Annotated in this window: 15 protein-coding genes; 2 read left to right on the top strand and 13 right to left on the bottom strand. The window is 45.6% G+C overall.

What is annotated here, in order from left to right; genetic code table 11:
• Nucleotides 1-678 carry a tetratricopeptide repeat protein gene (locus CXK86_RS02530; RefSeq protein WP_026081149.1) on the top strand — a complete coding sequence of 226 codons (678 nt, stop codon included), beginning with the start codon at nt 1-3 and terminating at the stop codon, nt 676-678.
• Nucleotides 679-791: 113 nt separating this feature from the next.
• Here CXK86_RS02530 and CXK86_RS02525 read toward each other — a convergent pair whose 3' ends face one another.
• From CXK86_RS02525 to rpiA, 13 genes are all read right to left on the bottom strand, one after another.
• Nucleotides 792-1,853, bottom strand: a complete 1,062-nt coding sequence (locus CXK86_RS02525; protein WP_101313420.1) for a phosphotransferase — start codon at nt 1,851-1,853, stop codon at nt 792-794.
• 92 nt (nt 1,854-1,945) lie between these two features.
• Nucleotides 1,946-2,572: a GDSL-type esterase/lipase family protein gene (locus CXK86_RS02520; RefSeq protein ID WP_017689264.1), complete on the bottom strand. Its 627-nt coding sequence runs from the start codon at nt 2,570-2,572 to the stop codon at nt 1,946-1,948.
• A 204-nt stretch (nt 2,573-2,776) separates the two neighbouring features.
• Complete coding sequence (locus tag CXK86_RS02515; protein WP_076249851.1) at nt 2,777-5,944, bottom strand: MMPL/RND family transporter; 3,168 nt, start codon at nt 5,942-5,944, stop codon at nt 2,777-2,779.
• A complete protein-coding gene (locus CXK86_RS02510; protein WP_036609512.1) occupies nt 5,941-6,399 on the bottom strand; it encodes a MarR family winged helix-turn-helix transcriptional regulator in 459 nt (152 codons plus the stop codon). The genes CXK86_RS02515 and CXK86_RS02510 overlap by 4 nt, the downstream gene beginning before the upstream one ends.
• A 219-nt stretch (nt 6,400-6,618) precedes the next feature.
• Nucleotides 6,619-7,056, bottom strand: coding sequence for a GNAT family N-acetyltransferase (locus CXK86_RS02505; RefSeq protein WP_036609514.1), 438 nt, complete (start codon nt 7,054-7,056; stop codon nt 6,619-6,621).
• A 55-nt stretch (nt 7,057-7,111) separates the two neighbouring features.
• On the bottom strand, nt 7,112-7,297 hold the full coding sequence (locus CXK86_RS02500) for a hypothetical protein (protein ID WP_076249852.1): 186 nt from the start codon (nt 7,295-7,297) through the stop codon (nt 7,112-7,114).
• Between the two features lie 68 nt (nt 7,298-7,365).
• Nucleotides 7,366-8,079, bottom strand: coding sequence for a class I SAM-dependent methyltransferase (locus CXK86_RS02495; protein WP_076249853.1), 714 nt, complete (start codon nt 8,077-8,079; stop codon nt 7,366-7,368).
• A 68-nt stretch (nt 8,080-8,147) separates the two neighbouring features.
• Nucleotides 8,148-9,101: an alpha/beta hydrolase gene (locus CXK86_RS02490; RefSeq protein ID WP_076249854.1), complete on the bottom strand. Its 954-nt coding sequence runs from the start codon at nt 9,099-9,101 to the stop codon at nt 8,148-8,150.
• A 36-nt stretch (nt 9,102-9,137) separates the two neighbouring features.
• Nucleotides 9,138-10,835 carry an ATP-binding protein gene (locus CXK86_RS02485; protein WP_076249855.1) on the bottom strand — a complete coding sequence of 566 codons (1,698 nt, stop codon included), beginning with the start codon at nt 10,833-10,835 and terminating at the stop codon, nt 9,138-9,140.
• Nucleotides 10,836-10,850: 15 nt separating this feature from the next.
• Entirely contained in the window at nt 10,851-11,939 is a 1,089-nt protein-coding gene (locus CXK86_RS02480) for a cobalamin B12-binding domain-containing protein (protein ID WP_076249856.1), read from the bottom strand.
• 286 nt (nt 11,940-12,225) lie between these two features.
• The gene (locus CXK86_RS02475) at nt 12,226-12,687 is read right to left on the bottom strand and encodes a MarR family winged helix-turn-helix transcriptional regulator (RefSeq protein ID WP_017689273.1); all 462 of its coding nucleotides are present in this window, start codon (nt 12,685-12,687) and stop codon (nt 12,226-12,228) included.
• Nucleotides 12,688-12,702: 15 nt separating this feature from the next.
• The gene (locus CXK86_RS02470; protein WP_306068483.1) at nt 12,703-13,365 is read right to left on the bottom strand and encodes a GNAT family N-acetyltransferase; all 663 of its coding nucleotides are present in this window, start codon (nt 13,363-13,365) and stop codon (nt 12,703-12,705) included.
• The gene (rpiA, locus tag CXK86_RS02465) at nt 13,328-13,999 is read right to left on the bottom strand and encodes a ribose-5-phosphate isomerase RpiA (RefSeq protein ID WP_076249857.1); all 672 of its coding nucleotides are present in this window, start codon (nt 13,997-13,999) and stop codon (nt 13,328-13,330) included. Before rpiA ends, CXK86_RS02470 begins: the two co-directional genes overlap by 38 nt.
• A 510-nt stretch (nt 14,000-14,509) precedes the next feature.
• Here rpiA and CXK86_RS02460 point away from each other — a divergent pair.
• Nucleotides 14,510-16,252 carry a methyl-accepting chemotaxis protein gene (locus tag CXK86_RS02460; RefSeq protein WP_076249981.1) on the top strand — a complete coding sequence of 581 codons (1,743 nt, stop codon included), beginning with the start codon at nt 14,510-14,512 and terminating at the stop codon, nt 16,250-16,252.
• Nucleotides 16,253-16,307: the final 55 nt, after the last annotated feature.

Genomic DNA, 16,307 nt, shown 5'->3' with positions numbered 1-16,307 from the left:
GTGCTTATTAAATTTCTTATCTTTGGCCTTCTATGGCGGATTGTAGGTAATCCGTTCATTGCCATCCTCATTTTACTCGTTATACTGTATTTCCTGGATCGTCGTTACGTTGGGGTGTTCCCAAGCTTCACGAAACCTCTCAAACGTATGCGTAACATCTCACGGCTTCGGCAACAGCTTGCCATGAGTCCTAATGAAGTTTCTTCCAAGCTGGAACTGGCTCGCCTGTTAATTGAGCGCAAGCGTTACAGTGAGGCACATGCGTTATTGCTTGAACTGGAGCGTCCTTACGAACAATCGGCTGAGTACTGGGAGGCACTGGGGACAACTGAGCTTCATTTGGGCAACATCGAAAAAGGCGAACGTCATATTTTGCAAGCCCTCGAGATCAACCCCAGAGTCAAGTACGGACGCCCGTACCTAACCCTTGCTGGAGCCTTCAAAGATACGCATGAGGACAAAGCGCTGGATTATGTGCATCAGTTTCAAGAGATTCATTCCTCTTCCAGTGAAGCTTATTATCTGCTCGGTTCGGTTCACCGTTCCCTTGGGCGCAATGCAGACGCGAAGCAGGCATACGAGCAATCGTTGAACGTTTATCGTTCGTTACCCAAATACAAAAAACGTCAGGAGCGCCGCTGGGCTGTCCGCAGTTGGTTCCGCAAACGTGGATTGTAATGTCATCCGCTATACACCGTAATCTTCATATATCACTTTTCTAACCAATAAAAGTGCACTGATCTCTGCCCTCGTATGAGCAGAACCAGTGCACTTTATTCTTAACAGCGATATTAATACACCAATATCTCACACAGTCGTTCTTCATGGAGATTCATCCAGTCGATCCGCTGTTTGAGCTTCACAATCTGCTCCACAGCCACTTCCGGCTCATCTGTACCCTCGAACATCCGACTGATGAAATGCATGACCACATCCAGACTACGCAGCAAAATCAATCGAGGTATGGCCAGCAACTCTTCCGGTTTCAGGCTGACCTGTTCCCCAAATCCCCTGATCAGTCCCTCCTGTGCCTGCCACATCCAATCTTCACTCTTGTCCATGGTAAGGAGGTCAGACATCGGAACAGCCAGCTCCATTACCCTCAAATCCCATGTCGCAAATTCAAAATCCAAAATGGCACAGATTTCACCATCCTGCTGATCTACCAACACATTCGAGGCATTCACGTCCCCATGAACCAATTGATGCGGCAGATGTTCCATGCCCCGCAGGGCTTCAAACAGATCTGGAAGCGCCTCTCTCAGTTGCTTCAACTCATTTGTACATGCGGCCAATTGCTCCGGCGGCGATGTGCATAGCTGTAATAATCGTTCTGGTGAACAGAGCGGATACGCATCCTGAATTCGATAGTATGGTGGATACACAGGTTCAAGTGGTATATCCAGCGTAGCCATAACAGTAGACAGGGCCCCCGCCGCTTTACCGAGCCCTATCAATTGATCTGGTGTGTGCCAGATGGGATTGACGCCTTCCCTATAATGAAACAGAGTCACTATTTTGGTATGACCAGTGAGGGTATCTTTTACAGGAAGGAATGTACCTCCCTCACCAGATAACCGCCTTACAGGTGAAGGTGTATCAAGCTTAAAGTTCGAACGTTGAAGGGCTGCCAGCACCTCGTGTTCAAAGGTGATTTTCATCGGATCATTATGTGTTTCATATTGTCTCATGACGTAATTAGTCCCGTCTACATGGAGCATGTAAGTAGAATTATTCATCCCACCCTTTCCACGCTCGCCTTTCCAGTCCGATGTGAAACCATATAAGGCCAACACTTCGGATATACGCTGCTGCTCTGAAGGATGGAGGGAACCGGAATCGATGTTTTGCACCAAAAATTAACCCCTTTATCTCACAAAATGGAACTGTCTTTTATTTATCTTAAAGGAAGTCCATCGCTTGGTCTAGTTCTGTTCCAAAGTGATCAAGAGAACGGGTAATATCCCGTCCGATTAAGCTGCTCCGCAATGACACGATACCCTCTTGCATTAGGATGTACTCTATCCCAGAACAACAGTTCACGTTCACGACCTTCGAACCTGTCATAGACCTGAGCACACGCATAGTTGCCTGATCCGGCTCCATTCAAAAACGAATTATATTGGCGCACCCAGTATGCAGCTTCCGTCGCTTGTGGATACGGGTTGTACAATCCGATGGATCGGACCATATACTCATGGTTGCCCTTTAACTGCCGAATGTGCCGCATGATCTGAGATACATTACTGCGGGTTTCTCCGAGCACCTGTGTCATTTTGCTGGCATTTGGAATGCCATTACTTGCTTTAAACGTACGAATCAGATCATTCCCGCCAATGGATATGGTAATGATATCCGCTTCACGGAGCGATTGCCGCACTCGGGGATGCGAAGAGATCATCTGCAACATTTCCCCCGACGTCAGTCCATTCACGCCCATATTTTCCATGGATACAAACGTACGAACATTCATTTCTGCCATTCGCCGATATAAAGGAACAAAGCCGGTGCCCAGCAACGCTCCTGTACCTACCGTTAATGAATCTCCTATAGCCACATATCGATATACCATCCCGTCGCCCCTCTCTGCTGTGATTTCTCTGAACAATAATGAACTGCTCTATATCTTATGATGAGTGGCAAGACAAGGCGCGGGATGGTGTCCTTAGGCATGCACCTTTCTTTTGCATAAAACCATATTTCTTCTTCTGTAGAGGTAAAAAAAAGAAAAAAGCCCTGCCGCATAACGCGGCAGAGCCTGATTCATTGCAATGCATTACATGCCTATGGTCCGATCCGAATCAACGGAATCTGATTGTTCCTTGTTCGGGAACGGCCACCAGTTGGCCCGGCCAAACATCTTCACCATCACTGGGACGAAGAATGGCAGGAACAGCAGAGAGTACAAGATCAGTCCGCTAAGGACTACTGTAGCAATCTGCATCATCGAGAGAACACCAGATGGATACATGGCAGCAAATGTACCGCTCAGAATGACTGCTGCAGAGAGGATAACGGTTCCCATGTTCTTCATCGCGTACAACATGGCATCCTGTACTTTCATACCTTTGTTCTCATTGAAACGGTCCATCAGGAAGATGCTATAATCCACACCAAGTGCAATCAGCATAACAAATCCGAAGAACGGAGTAACCCAGCTAATGCCTGCGAATCCGAGGATATTAACAAAGATCACTTCGGTTAACGCCATCGATGTGAAATAAGCCAGTAATAAGGAAACAATCAGATACAATGGCATAATGACCGAGCGAAGCAGTACAACCAGAATAATGAATGTACCTGCCAGCATCAACATTACAGTACGTGTATAGTCGTTATTCGAGATCTCCTGCAAATCTGCAAACGTACTCGTAACGCCACCTATGGCGATGTCCGCTTTTTCAAGCGTACTGCCTTGTACCGCGCGATGTACTGCCGCCTCAATGTCAGGAACACGATCAATGGCTTCTGTTCCGTATGGATTTTCGGCGAAAATAACATCAATCGTCATCGTTTTCCGATCTTCAGACAGATACGTATCAAATACCTGTGTGAAGTCTTTGCTGTTCAGTGCTTCATCAGGAACGTACCAGCCTGCCAGATCGGAATCTGGTGAATTTTGCAATTGCGTCAGGTAGTCCTGCGCTGAATCCAGTCCCCCGGATACCTGTTTGATACCATCGACACTCTGGTTCAGTCCATCTGTCAGTTGTGTCAGCTGACCACTCAGATCCGAGAAGCCTTGCTGAATTTTCTCCTGACCACCCTGAAGCTGGCCAAGTCCATCCTGAATGGAAGGAATTTCGCTAATCACTTTGCCCTGACCATCCGCAGCCTGTTTGAGACCGGATTGCAACTGACCAATTCCCGTTACAATCTGGCCCAGACCATCGGCAAGCGCCTTTTGTCCGGCTGCTGCGGAGGCAAAGCCTTCATTGGCCTGATTAATTCCAGCAGCGGCTTCCCCAAGTTTGGTCTTAATCTGACCCAAACCTTGAGCAAGCTGCGCTGTACCAGAACCTGTTTCACCAATCGTACCTTTGATACGCTGGTAATCAGCATCTTGCTGCAATTCAGGATAACGCTCTTCAAGTGCTGTGAAGGATTCGGACAGACTGGTTAGAGCTGTTGAAACCCCGTTCAGCTGTTGTTCCAGTTCGCGGGTTCCATCCCCCAGCGCAGCGACCCCTGCTCCCGCCTGACGATAGGCTTCAAGCAACTGATTGTTCGCCTGCGCAAGCTGATCTGCACTCGTTTTGGCTTGCTGAAGACCGGCTTTCAGATCCCCTGCACCTGCCGAACCATCTCGAATACCTTTTTCAATCTGCCCTAGTCCCTCACTGAGTTGCTTGATACCCGATTGCAACTGGGAGGTTCCTTTGGTAAGTTCACCTGCTCCATCAGCAGCTTCTTTTAACTGTGGTTCATTTTTACTTAGCTGACTGCTGGCTTCACTCAGGCCATCACGGATTTTGTCCAGACCCGTCTTGCCTTCACCCAGTCCATCCGATAATGTTCCCACTTGCTGTGTAACTTCAAAATCTTTAATCTCATCACCCGTAGGTCGTGTCATACTGCGGACACCAGAGACTCCGGCTACTTTCTCTACTTCCCGGCTAATTTTCTCGGCAACGGCCATATATTTCGCATTATCCATCGCTTCATCGTTCTGGATGACGATCTGACCCGGCAGTGATTCACCCGGACCAAAGCTGTCAGAGATAATGTTGAATGCTTTTACGGAATCATATTTCTCACCAATCTCATCGAGACTGTTGAACGACAGTTTGCCATCGTAGGTTGCCAGAAGAGGCACACAGACAGCTGCAACGATGAGCAGCGCAGCCCATGGACGTTTAAGTGAAAAGCGACCAGCTGCACCATAGATCTTGCTCTCGGCATGTTCAAGTGAACCCTTCGACGGCCAGAATAACTTCTTGCCTAACACCACCATGAAGAATGGCACGATGGTCACCAAGGCAAGCATCATCACAGCAATACCTACAGCTACGGCAACCGCAGAACGGTACAACATAAACTGGGCAAATCCGATCGCAATGAATCCAACCAGCACAGCTAGTGCTGAGAAGAGTACCGTTTTACCGGCAGTACGATAGGTGGCAATGATGGCATCCCACGTATTCTCATGATGAGCCAGTTCTTCCTTGAACCGACTGATCAACAGGATGCAGTAATCCGTACCAATCCCAAACATGACGGCGACCATAAAGATCTGTGTAAATGTGGATATCGGGAAGTCGAGCCCATCCACCAGAAATGCAACAATCTGTTGCGATACAATGTAACTGATCCCCACCGTCAGTAGCGGGACAAACGGAGCTACAAACGAACGGAAGACCAGGAACAGAATGAGTAAAATAAAGACAACTGTAATATATTCCGATTTCTTAAGTCCCTCTTGGGAACTTTCAATGGTGTCTTCATCAATCAGACCTTTACCGGTTATGTAGTGCTCCACATTGACGGACTTCAATGCTTCATTCAGGTCTTCCCGCATTTCCTTGACCGTACGATCTCCCTGATCAATGGATAGCGATGTTAGAATCGTTTTGCCATCAGCTGAGATCATCTTCTCGGACAGTTCAGGCTGAGAGAAAGGTTCCAGAATGGACAGAATGCCCAGCTTCTCCTTGTCGGCCTCCAATTGCTTAACGGCCTTCTCTGCCTCTTGTTTCCCCGTGGTGCCCAGACCATCGGGATTATAAAATACAAGGGCGATCTGGCTCCCCTGTTGTTCTCCTTTTTGTGCTGCAGCTTCATTCAGAATCGCTGCTGCCTGGGTGGAAGAGTACCCTTCCGGAACCGAAAACTGTCCCTTTTCCCGAATCAGTTCACTCATGTTAGGGGCGGTAAACATCAACACGGCAGCTACAACAACCCATAGCCCCATTAACCACCATCTTGCTTTTAGTATCGTTCTCATTCGTTCTCCCGTCCTCCTTCATGCGATAGCAAAGCTGCAAGCTTCTCAAAAGATTCAATGAAAATTCGGACTTCTTCCGGTTTAAAATGAACCAGATACGGCTCCAGAATCTGCTGTATTTCCTGTTCTGTTTCCCTGTATACCTGTCGTCCGGTATCCGTCAGTGTCAGATATACAACGCGGCGGTCACGTTCATCCCCGGCCCGATGGACCAGATCGCGATCCACCAGCTTGTTGACCAAAGCGGTAATGCTACTCTTACCTATACACAGAAGCTCTGCAAGATCAGAGGGCGTGCAGAAAGGTTTCTCTTCAATCAGACGAAGTGCGCAGAACTGATCGGTCGTTATGGTCTGCCCCACTTGTTCGCGTATCCGCGTATCAAACCGCTTATTGACCATAAAGGAAGCATCCAAATAGCGGTTCACCAAACTTTTTGCATCCGGTGTACTCATTCTTCATTCTCCTTTCCCAAATCTATATAGTTCACTTAACGAACTATTCTTCTGTGAAACTATTCTATAATGAAACAATCTTACAAAGCAATACTTTTTTCCTGCTTTTTAGATGAAAACGACAAAAAAACAGGACGTCCGACTCAGCTCATTGCCAAATCCAACATCCTGTACTGATGATAATCCATATATTTCTTAAAGTAATAAAAGGTCTCTGTGCTACTCTTCGTCCGTATCTTCCTCTTTTTCAAGCACACAACGGAATCGCTCCACACCTGGGTATAATTCACCCAGACTATATACCACAAACCCCGTATTCCGATAAAACTCGACGGCTTCCAACTCGGTCTCAGCGATCAGTCTATCGGGATTGTATGTTGCCAACAGTTGTGAGATCATACCACGTCCATAATTTTTAAAGCGGTTTTCAGGCAAAACCGAGATATGATGAATGGTAACCTCACTTGTTCCTGTCTTCTCATATCCAATCAGACCGATCAATTGTCCCTCATCTTCGTAACCGCCCATTTGCAATTCGTCTTTCTCTACATATTGTTGCAACGCACGGTTCAAGTGATCCGGATCAGGAAAGACCGAGTAGGACAACAGCTCCTGTACTTCCGGCTCCTGTATGCGTGATTTCAGATTAATTAACACTTTGATTCCTCCTATACCTTGCTTGTTTCCGTTATCGTATTGTAGTCGTTAGCCTCTAAAAGTTCAAGTCGTGTGCCGATTCGACTCCGATACCCTCCAGCACATTTTGCTCAGCATTGGTATCGTAATAACGGTTGCAACCATTCTTTTGCACATAGGATACAATCTTCCCGTTCTGATCTGCGACAGCCACACGCGTGTGGCTCCCTCCTCCATCCATCCCTATTACATATGTATTCATCCTTAACCATCTCCCTTCAGACCGCACATTAAGAGTGCCGGGTCCATTGTCAGGTCCCGGCAGAGAATTTATTGCTTTTGCACAGCGAAACGAAGCAGTTCACAACGAAATTGTGTCGGTTCATCATACTTTTCCTCTTCAATCGTCTGTGTAACATGTTCCTGAAGCAGAATATTCCAGCCTTTGTAGGCATCCTCCAGTATAGCAATCGCCTCGGCTGTGGGCAGGTTCAGTTCAATTAATGGTTTAATCTCCTTGCCTGTATTGATTTCTTTCTCCTCCACATTGGTACTCATCGTAATACAATGAATGCCCCCTGTACGAGTTCCGGCCTGTAACCGGTCTATCGCTTCCATGAAGGCTTGCTTATTTGAGACATGTTCCAGACAAGAGCAAGCAGCGATATAGTCAAAATAGTTTGGCTCCACAGCATAATGTTCAACATCTGCTTTCACTGCCTGTACGATATGATCAACCTGATATTCTTTCGCATACTTGCGAAGTCCGTCTACGGCCTCATCCAGTAAATCCACACCGATGACTTCACTCTTCGTTTTTGCAAGGCGCTGTGCAATCGGTATCGTATGCCTCCCCACTCCGCATCCCAGATCGAGGACACGCAATTCCTCCTTGTGAGCAAGTAGGCGTTCCAGCATATCCATCACCATAGGCATGGGCCTCGACATCCAGGTACCAGAGGCGAATAATTCATTATTCTGATAGAAATTGGAATGATAACCTGCCTCTGCTTTTCGCGCAGCCTCAAATTGTTCGTTTCCCATCAAGATACCCCCATCGTTTAGAAAATGATTTGCATCTTCTACTTAATACCCAGATTGTCATAAAAAAATCAATTAAAAGCAGGTGACAGATTTTTCTTCATAAAGGATTCCAGCGCCGCCTCATATCCGGTGCGATCGACTTGAAACGCTGTGCCATGACCGGCACGGGGGACGGTCAGCAATTCCTTTTTGGTTGGGCAGGCTTCATACAACCTGTACACCATTTCCGTTGGTACAAACGTATCAGCCTCACCGTGGATGAATAACACGGGAACGTTAACTTTGGCAAGCTGCTTGAGAGCCGAAGCCTCTCTAAAGGAATACCCTGCTTTCCACCGGGAGATCAGACTTGTGACAGGTATAAACGGAAATGCAGGTAGCTTGTATAATTGCTTCAACTGGAACGTCAGTTCTTCTTCCACGGATGTATACGCACAATCAGATACAATCGCTTTAACCTGAATCGGCAGAACTTCACCACCTGTCATCAGTACGGTTGCTCCTCCCATGGATACGCCGTGCAATATGATTTCCCCTTGTGTACCCAATTTTTTAAGCACCCAGTTGGTCCACTGGACATAATCCTTCCGATCTAACCAACCAAAACCAATGATATCACCTTCACTCTGTCCATGACCTCGATCATCTGGCATGAGTACGTTATAACCGTGCTTTTCCGCATAAAACCGGGCAAATCCAGCCATTTCTCTGCCTCTACCCGAATAACCATGTGCCAGAATAACCGTCTGATTCGACCCTTTATTGGAACCGAGCCATGTACCATACAGTTTTAATCCATCATTTGATTGAAGAGATATCTCTTCTGTAGGCTGAGCATCCAGCCACTTCAAGTCAGAAGCACTGCTAATGATTTCATTGTCCGGTTCAGGCATCAGATTTGGATTATCTACCAAAAACGTTTTTGCTGTACGGCGAATGGCCGTTTTGAAAAAATAAAGCCCTCCTGCCCACAGAAGAGCAAGAACGATCAGTACCAGTGCTGCAAGTACGTAGAATAACATGAACGAGCCCTACCCTCTTTCCTTATTAAGATATATTCAATCTTTACTTACTCGTTGCAGTGCTACACATGCTGCTTGATAGGCGGGTAACAAAGCATCTAGCAAAGGTTCTGCTTTCCGTGATTGACCTTCCTTCGCCAACTGCTCTATCCGGGCAAACAAAGTTGATAAATAACGAATCCCCAGGCTCAAACTCCCTGATTTCAGATCATGGGCTACCTCGGTTGCAGCAACATGGTCACCGGACACAATATGTCTGCGCAGCGCCTCAATTTTGCCAGGTGTATCGGTACGATACATGTCCAACAACATACCAAGGAGTGTACGATCGCCATCGGTGTTTAATTCCGCAATCTCATGTACGATGCTCATATTTAGTACCTCGGTCGGTTCGGAGGATTGCTTCCACTTCTCGATCATCTTGCTCAGAATTTCCAGCGTGAAGGGTTTGCCAATAAAGTCATTCATCCCGGCTTCCTTACACTTGTCTTTCTCTCCCTGCATGACATTACCTGTCATTGCAATGATTGGTGTGGTATGGCGCATTTCATCCATTTCTATCGAGCGGATTTTGCGTGTTGCCTCCAAACCGTCCATCAATGGCATCATATAGTCCATGAGAATCAAACTGTATTTTTTGCTGAGAAAAGCAGCTATTGCCTCTTCCCCATTCACTACAGCGTCCACTTGGGTTATTCCCAGTTTCTTGAGCTGCAACATAACAAGCTGTCGGTTGATGACATTATCATCGGCCAGCAATACAGATACAGAAGGAGCTTCATCATCCATATCCTGCCCCTGTTGCTCTTGAGCGGAAGCAACAGACTGGTTACCGTCTTTCTTACCAAGTGTAAGTTCGAACCAGAATGTTGATCCTTCACCCTCCTGACTGTCTACTCCAATCCGACCTTCCATCAGTGTAACGAGCGACCTGCAGATCGATAATCCAAGGCCCGTTCCTCCATACTCACTTGAGCGTCCTCGTTCAGTCTGCATGTAGGGTTGAAATAACTGGTTCTGATCTTCTTCCGAGATACCAATCCCCGTGTCTTCGACTTCAAATCGGATCATTTGTGTAACTTCATCATCTTCCACAAGGGTGACTCGTATCCGCACCGTACCTTCTGATGTGAATTTGTTCGCATTCTGAATTAGATTGATCAGTATCTGTGTAATCCTCGTTGGATCCCCTTCAAGAAGAGTAGAGATTCTGGGGTCACAGTCTATCGATAACTGATTTCCGTTCTTTCTGACTTGGGGTTCGAGCAAACGAACAATATAGTTTATCGTCTCTTGCAGATCCACTTCTCCCAGTTCAAGTCGCATCTGACCCGCCTCAAGTTTGGACAGATCCAGAAGATCCTGAATCAGCTTAAGCAGCAGTTTGGCAGCATCCTGTATAACGGAAACGGAATTCTCCTGTTCTTCAGACAATGGAGACAGCTTCAGCATCTCAGCCATCCCCAATATGCCATTCAATGGCGTACGAAAATCATGACTGATGCCTGCAATAAATGCGATTTTTGAATCACCTGCATCTACTGCTTGCTGACGTGCAGCTTCAAGACTGTTATTGTTCTTTGCAAGCAGACGTTGGAGTGTCACCAGTTCATTATTCATATCCGAGAATTCCGTAAGTGTCCGTTCCTCTTGCTCTTTACTCCGGATCATCTGATCCGATAACTGCTCAATCGTTCTGCGTAGCCTCTGTATCTCTCCGCCCTCATTAGACATCACATCATCCCTCTCTTAATCCCTAACCATATCAAGCTGATTACACGTAGCTGGCTGAGCCAGTAATTGTTCTGCAACCACTACCGCTTCATCGGCTCCTGGAGCATAACCGTCAGCTCCTATCGTTTTCCACAACTCCTGATCAATATTAAAGGGATATCCCCCAACCATAATCTTCACATATGCCGTTGCCGGATGATGACGGATCAGATGAATCAACTCTTTGGCCAGATGAAGGTGATACGTCATCGTAACTGAAATCGCAACAACATCGCCCTGATGCAGCTCAATAGCCTCTATTACACTTCCATTGGGAACATTGGCTCCCAGATAATGCGTATCCCAACCTTCCATCTCGAACACATCTGTGAGCATACGCAGTCCGATCTCATGTTGCTCACTGCCTACACAGGTAGCCACTAGTTTTTTATCCTGACCCGTATGAATCAACCAACGATAATAGAGACGTGATATGAATGACTGGGTCGCTGCCGTACAAAAGTGTTCCTGCCCCACACTAATACGATGGCATTGCCACAATCGTCCAATTTCATATTGGGTAGGCTGAAAGATATATCGATAAATATCACGAATCGTCACCCCGGCTTCTAACTGGGCTTCAATGATCTCAAAGGCTTCTTTCCGTTTATTCTCAAGCAAACACTGTAAGTACGATTGCGCGGCATCTCCATATGGCATGGATTCGTTGATGTAACCCGCCTGTGACTCCATATGTGTTGTTCTATATATTCCCATCTCCAGATACTCGAGCAGAAGCGCCTTTGACGGATGGTCAAATTCTTCTTCCAAGGTCTCTTTGATCAGATTGAGATTAATCACCAGGTCTTCTGGTGATACCTTATAACCCTCAAGTAAAACTTTCAGCCAGGCAATATAATGAGTAAACAGACCTGGACTCTGTACGAGCGCACTTTCTGCCAAATAGTTCAAGCTATACTCCGAATCCTGTTTGGTTCGCATTTTTCCATTCTCGCCAAATCGCTCAAGTAAATCGGGCTGTCTGAGATACTGTTTCTCCGTTATTTTATCAGCTAAGTTCGCAGATTCCTGGAGCAAACGTTCTCCTGCTTCTTGATGACTCATAGATGCCACCCTCCTCATACCCGCATCACACTCAATCTTCATTCGTGACTAATCCAGAATGAGATCGATGTTAGTTAACTTGCAATCGGGATAGGTTCTTCTACTTGATCCAATCCATCCATTCCGCTCTTAATCGTTCTGTTCCATTATACATGAACTTTCGATGATCATGTTTTACACACGATGAATGTATAGAACAATCTTCCTATATTATGGAGGGCCTTGCAAGTCAGTCAGCCAGTATATACCTGTACTTTTCGAGATCCACAAAAAAAACTGACCTGCGTTATGAACGCAAGTCAGTTTTCCCTTCTGCCGCCAGTCCCAGCTTCTTCAACATCTTAATCGCATCCACTTTCTCGGAAGGGTCAAGTCCTTCCAAAGCATCAATGATGACCTGATGGTGTTGAGGAAATATCTGTGTGAACAATTCTCTTCCTTCTTCGGTTAACTCAGCGTAAATGACACGCCGATCTTCCTTGGATGGTCGACGAAACAGCAGATTTTTATTTTGCAACTTATCTACAACATACGTAATATTACCACTGGACATTAACACCTTTTCACCAATCTTTTGCAATGCCTGTGGTCCCTTATGATATAACAAATCAAGCACACCAAATTCTGTCGTATTCAGTCCGTGACTCTGGATGTCACGATTGGAACGTGAGGTCACAGAATTGTAGGCCCGAACAAGAACCACGAATAATTGTAAAGACAGTTCCCGGTTGTCCTCCGTGTTCAGCATTTCAATAATCCTCCATCAGTTGTTTACATTTCGGCTCGTATGAGGGGCCAGCTTCTGCTCCCACTCCTCACGGAGCATCCCCATACGAATTGAATCATAATATTGCCCGCGAACGATACGACACTTCCGCATTCGCCCCTCCACCTGTAATCCGGCTTTCACAGCCGCACGCATCATACGTTCATTACCAGACCAAGTAGTCAATCCAACCCGAACCAAAGGCATCTGTTCGAACAAATGACTTGACCACATGACAAGTGAGCGTGTGCCAACCCCGCGTCCCCACTGGACAGATCTGTATATTACAATCCCCATTTCCAGCCACATGGATAACTCATCTTCTATGTAATAGCTGATTGTACCCACAATTTGTCTGTCGGATTCAATAATACGGATTGATACGGGTTTGGAATCGCCTGGACCTACTTCCATACGTTTGAGCATACCTTGTTCAAAACTTTCATAACTTTCGTGTTTAAGTGGGTAATAGGGTGCATCCCATTGCTTCCATTCAGGTACGTCATCACTGTAGATCAATTCGTAGAGTTCTTTCAGATCCTGTTTCTCCACACACCTGAGTACAAGTTCACCATCAACGATTGGCAGTTCTTTCATACGATGAAAAGCACCCTCTTCCATATTAAGAACGATGAAGTTCTTCGATACTTCCGTCCGCATTGGCAAGAATGACTGTACTAGCCATATCCACAAATAGTCCGTTATCAACAACACCTGGTAACATGTTCAATTGAACATTAAGGTCCGCAGCGTGATCAATCGCCTCCAAGTGGCAATCCGCTATCAGGTTTCCGTTGTCTGTCAGATAACGTTGCTGTCCATCCATCCGCCACTGTGGTTGACACCCCAATTTTTCGAGCGCCTGGAAGGTCCACTCAGAAGCAAATGGAACCACCTCAACTGGAAGCGGGAATTTCCCCAACTTTTGCACGGCTTTGCTGCCATCCGCTACAATAATCAATTTGTCACTATTGGCCGCCACGATTTTCTCACGCAAAAGAGCCCCGCCCCCCCCTTTAATCAGGTTAAATTCGGGATCAACTTCATCAGCACCATCAATGGTCAGATCCAGACGTCCAATTTGGTCAAATGGGACGATGGGAATCCCCCATTCACGGGCAAGCTTGTCTGAAGCCTCTGAAGTGGCAACCGCTTGAATGTTCAATCCATTACGTACCCGCTCACCGATCCGGCAGATGGCATAATAAGCTGTTGAACCTGTACCCAATCCAACCTTCATTCCATCTTCAACATATTCTGCCGCACGCTCTGCTGCTATCTGTTTAAGATTCATCTATAAACCCCCGCTGCTCATAATTTGAGAAATGCATATGTAGTTATTATAGATAAAACCGCTTCCGATGTATATCCGTGCCTTCTGTTGCATCTCTGCCATCATATTTTTGTTTTGTTGAAGGATGTATTTTTACCCACCATGTTATAGAATACAGAATGAAGCTAAAAAATGGGAAATTTTAAAATAAACAGTTCTAAATACCTATAAACCATCTGATATGTCCATAAATACGTAAAATATTAAAAATAATTTAACGATACTATTCAATTTAACGACATTTTATACGACATATTAATTATAGATGTGTTTTAATAATTAGACACCTATGGTTCATACGGTACATAAGTCTCTACGAAAGCGACTGATAAACCAAGACCATGGTCGCATAAATTTCCTTTGGAGGGGATCACGGAATGATCTAGTTCACTGTACCAATGCAACCCTAAAGTTTCTTAATTTAAAGAAGATCAGGAGTGGAATTTAGTGAAATCATTAAGTTGGAAAAGCATGTCGTTTTTCTCCAAAAATTTGTTACTCTCATTTACCAATATCGTTATCATCGGGGTAGCACTTATCGCAAGCAGTTACTATTTTCAAAAAACAGTTCTTGTTGAACAGCTGCATGGACAGGTGGAACAAATTACCAAAAAGTGGGCTGAAGATATCAATCCTACCGAGGTACAAGCTGCTATTGCGGAAGGTAGCTATGATGGAGCAACACAAACGAAATTACGAGCGTATTTCGATGAGATGCAAGAATATTATCCTAACATTGCACAGGCCTACATCTTCGGTGTTGAGCTCGGTGGCGATAACAAGAGATTAACTTCCCTTGTAGCGATGCCCACCAATCTAAGAGAGGCTTTTCAAAGTGAGAACGTAAATATTGGTGACATGTATGAGCAGCCGGTCGTTGTAGCCAATGCACTGAAAGAAATGCTTAATACGGATCGCCCAACATTCACAACATTTTATTCCGATGATTTCGGAACATGGACAACCATTGCATATCCAATCAAAGACAGCAACGGAAAGATTTTCTCATATTTTGCCGTTGATGCAGATGCATCAGCCGTACCTGCGGGACTAAACTCCTTGCTCAAAAACGGAATTATCATCCTTGTAGCCTTCTTGCTGTTATTCCTGATTATCCAATACCTTGTAGTCAAAAACACACTTTCCCCTATCCGTCACTTGATCAAAGGAATTGATGACGTAAGTCGGGGTAATTTGAATGTCAACATTCCGACAGGCAAAGACGATCTGGGACTCGTTAACGAGAAGTTCAACACCATGGTTCGCAAAATCAACGATACTATCGTTAAAGTGCAAATCACGTCACAAGAAGTAAATCAGTCTGCCAAAGAGCTATATGAAGTTTCCGAGCGCAACAGTGAGAATGCAGATTCTATCAATAATAATGTAACTCAAATCACTTCCAACATTCGTTCACAGGAACAGGCAACCCGGGATAGTGCACGTGCCATGTCAGAGATGGCTACCGTGATCCAGACGATTGCCAGCAGCTCGGCAAGTGTAGCGGATGAAGCCTATGAGATGGAACGTCGTTCGCAACAAGGTAACAGTGTTGTCCGTCAGGTGTCTGAACAGATGAATCTGATTACGGAATCGGTTAAGAATACCGCTTCTGCCATTGAGGTTCTGGAGAGTCGTTCACAGGAAATCGGCGATATTCTCAATATCATCTCGGGTATCTCCAGCCAGACCAACTTGCTTGCTCTTAATGCTTCCATTGAAGCAGCTCGTGTTGGTGAAGAAGGAAGAGGATTTGCAGTTGTTGCAGGTGAAGTACGCAAACTTGCCGAGCAGTCTGAACAAGCAACCAGCCAGGTTGGCGTATTGATCCAAGAGATTCAAGCTGGAATTAAACAAGCTGTACGTGCAATGGAACAAGGTACGTCAGAAGTAGATACAGGACTCAGCGTAGCCGATCAAACAGGACAACTGTTCGAAGATATTTTAGAAGCAGCGAAAAAAGTATCTAATCAGATTCAGGAAGTATCAAGCGCGACAGAAGAAATCTCTGCGGGTACGGAGGAAATGACCGCTACAGCGGACGACTTGTCTTCAAGCGTAAGCAAGACAGCAAACAGCAGTGAACAAATTTCCTCATCTGTTGATGAGCAAAAAGCATCTTTGATTACACTGGTAGACTCCTCCACACGCCTTAACAGCATGTCTGAGGAACTCCAAGAATTGATCTCTCATTTCAATGTAAGCAAACAATAATTCAAATCCACAAACATTCGGTTTGAACCAAGGAGGAATAACTGAAGTGATTGAA

It is taken from the genome of Paenibacillus sp. BGI2013, from assembly GCF_002843485.1.
GTDB lineage: Bacteria > Bacillota > Bacilli > Paenibacillales > Paenibacillaceae > Paenibacillus > Paenibacillus amylolyticus.
The sequence above is the reverse complement of the archived record's forward strand: the minus strand, read 5'-3'. Positions and strand labels throughout refer to the sequence as shown.

What these genes read in the sequence shown, in the direction of transcription:
- CXK86_RS02460 (WP_076249981.1), top strand. Translation starts at nt 14,510, where the DNA reads ATGTCGTTTTTCTCCAAAAATTTGTTACTCTCATTTACCAATATCGTT.
- CXK86_RS02470 (WP_306068483.1), bottom strand. Translation starts at nt 13,365, where the DNA reads ATGCGGACGGAAGTATCGAAGAACTTCATCGTTCTTAATATGGAAGAG.
- CXK86_RS02475 (WP_017689273.1), bottom strand. Translation starts at nt 12,687, where the DNA reads ATGCTGAACACGGAGGACAACCGGGAACTGTCTTTACAATTATTCGTG.
- CXK86_RS02510 (WP_036609512.1), bottom strand. Translation starts at nt 6,399, where the DNA reads ATGAGTACACCGGATGCAAAAAGTTTGGTGAACCGCTATTTGGATGCT.
- CXK86_RS02490 (WP_076249854.1), bottom strand. Translation starts at nt 9,101, where the DNA reads ATGTTATTCTACGTACTTGCAGCACTGGTACTGATCGTTCTTGCTCTT.
- CXK86_RS02495 (WP_076249853.1), bottom strand. Translation starts at nt 8,079, where the DNA reads ATGGGAAACGAACAATTTGAGGCTGCGCGAAAAGCAGAGGCAGGTTAT.
- CXK86_RS02520 (WP_017689264.1), bottom strand. Translation starts at nt 2,572, where the DNA reads ATGGTATATCGATATGTGGCTATAGGAGATTCATTAACGGTAGGTACA.
- CXK86_RS02480 (WP_076249856.1), bottom strand. Translation starts at nt 11,939, where the DNA reads ATGAGTCATCAAGAAGCAGGAGAACGTTTGCTCCAGGAATCTGCGAAC.
- CXK86_RS02485 (WP_076249855.1), bottom strand. Translation starts at nt 10,835, where the DNA reads ATGTCTAATGAGGGCGGAGAGATACAGAGGCTACGCAGAACGATTGAG.
- rpiA (WP_076249857.1), bottom strand. Translation starts at nt 13,999, where the DNA reads ATGAATCTTAAACAGATAGCAGCAGAGCGTGCGGCAGAATATGTTGAA.
- CXK86_RS02515 (WP_076249851.1), bottom strand. Translation starts at nt 5,944, where the DNA reads ATGAGAACGATACTAAAAGCAAGATGGTGGTTAATGGGGCTATGGGTT.
- CXK86_RS02500 (WP_076249852.1), bottom strand. Translation starts at nt 7,297, where the DNA reads ATGAATACATATGTAATAGGGATGGATGGAGGAGGGAGCCACACGCGT.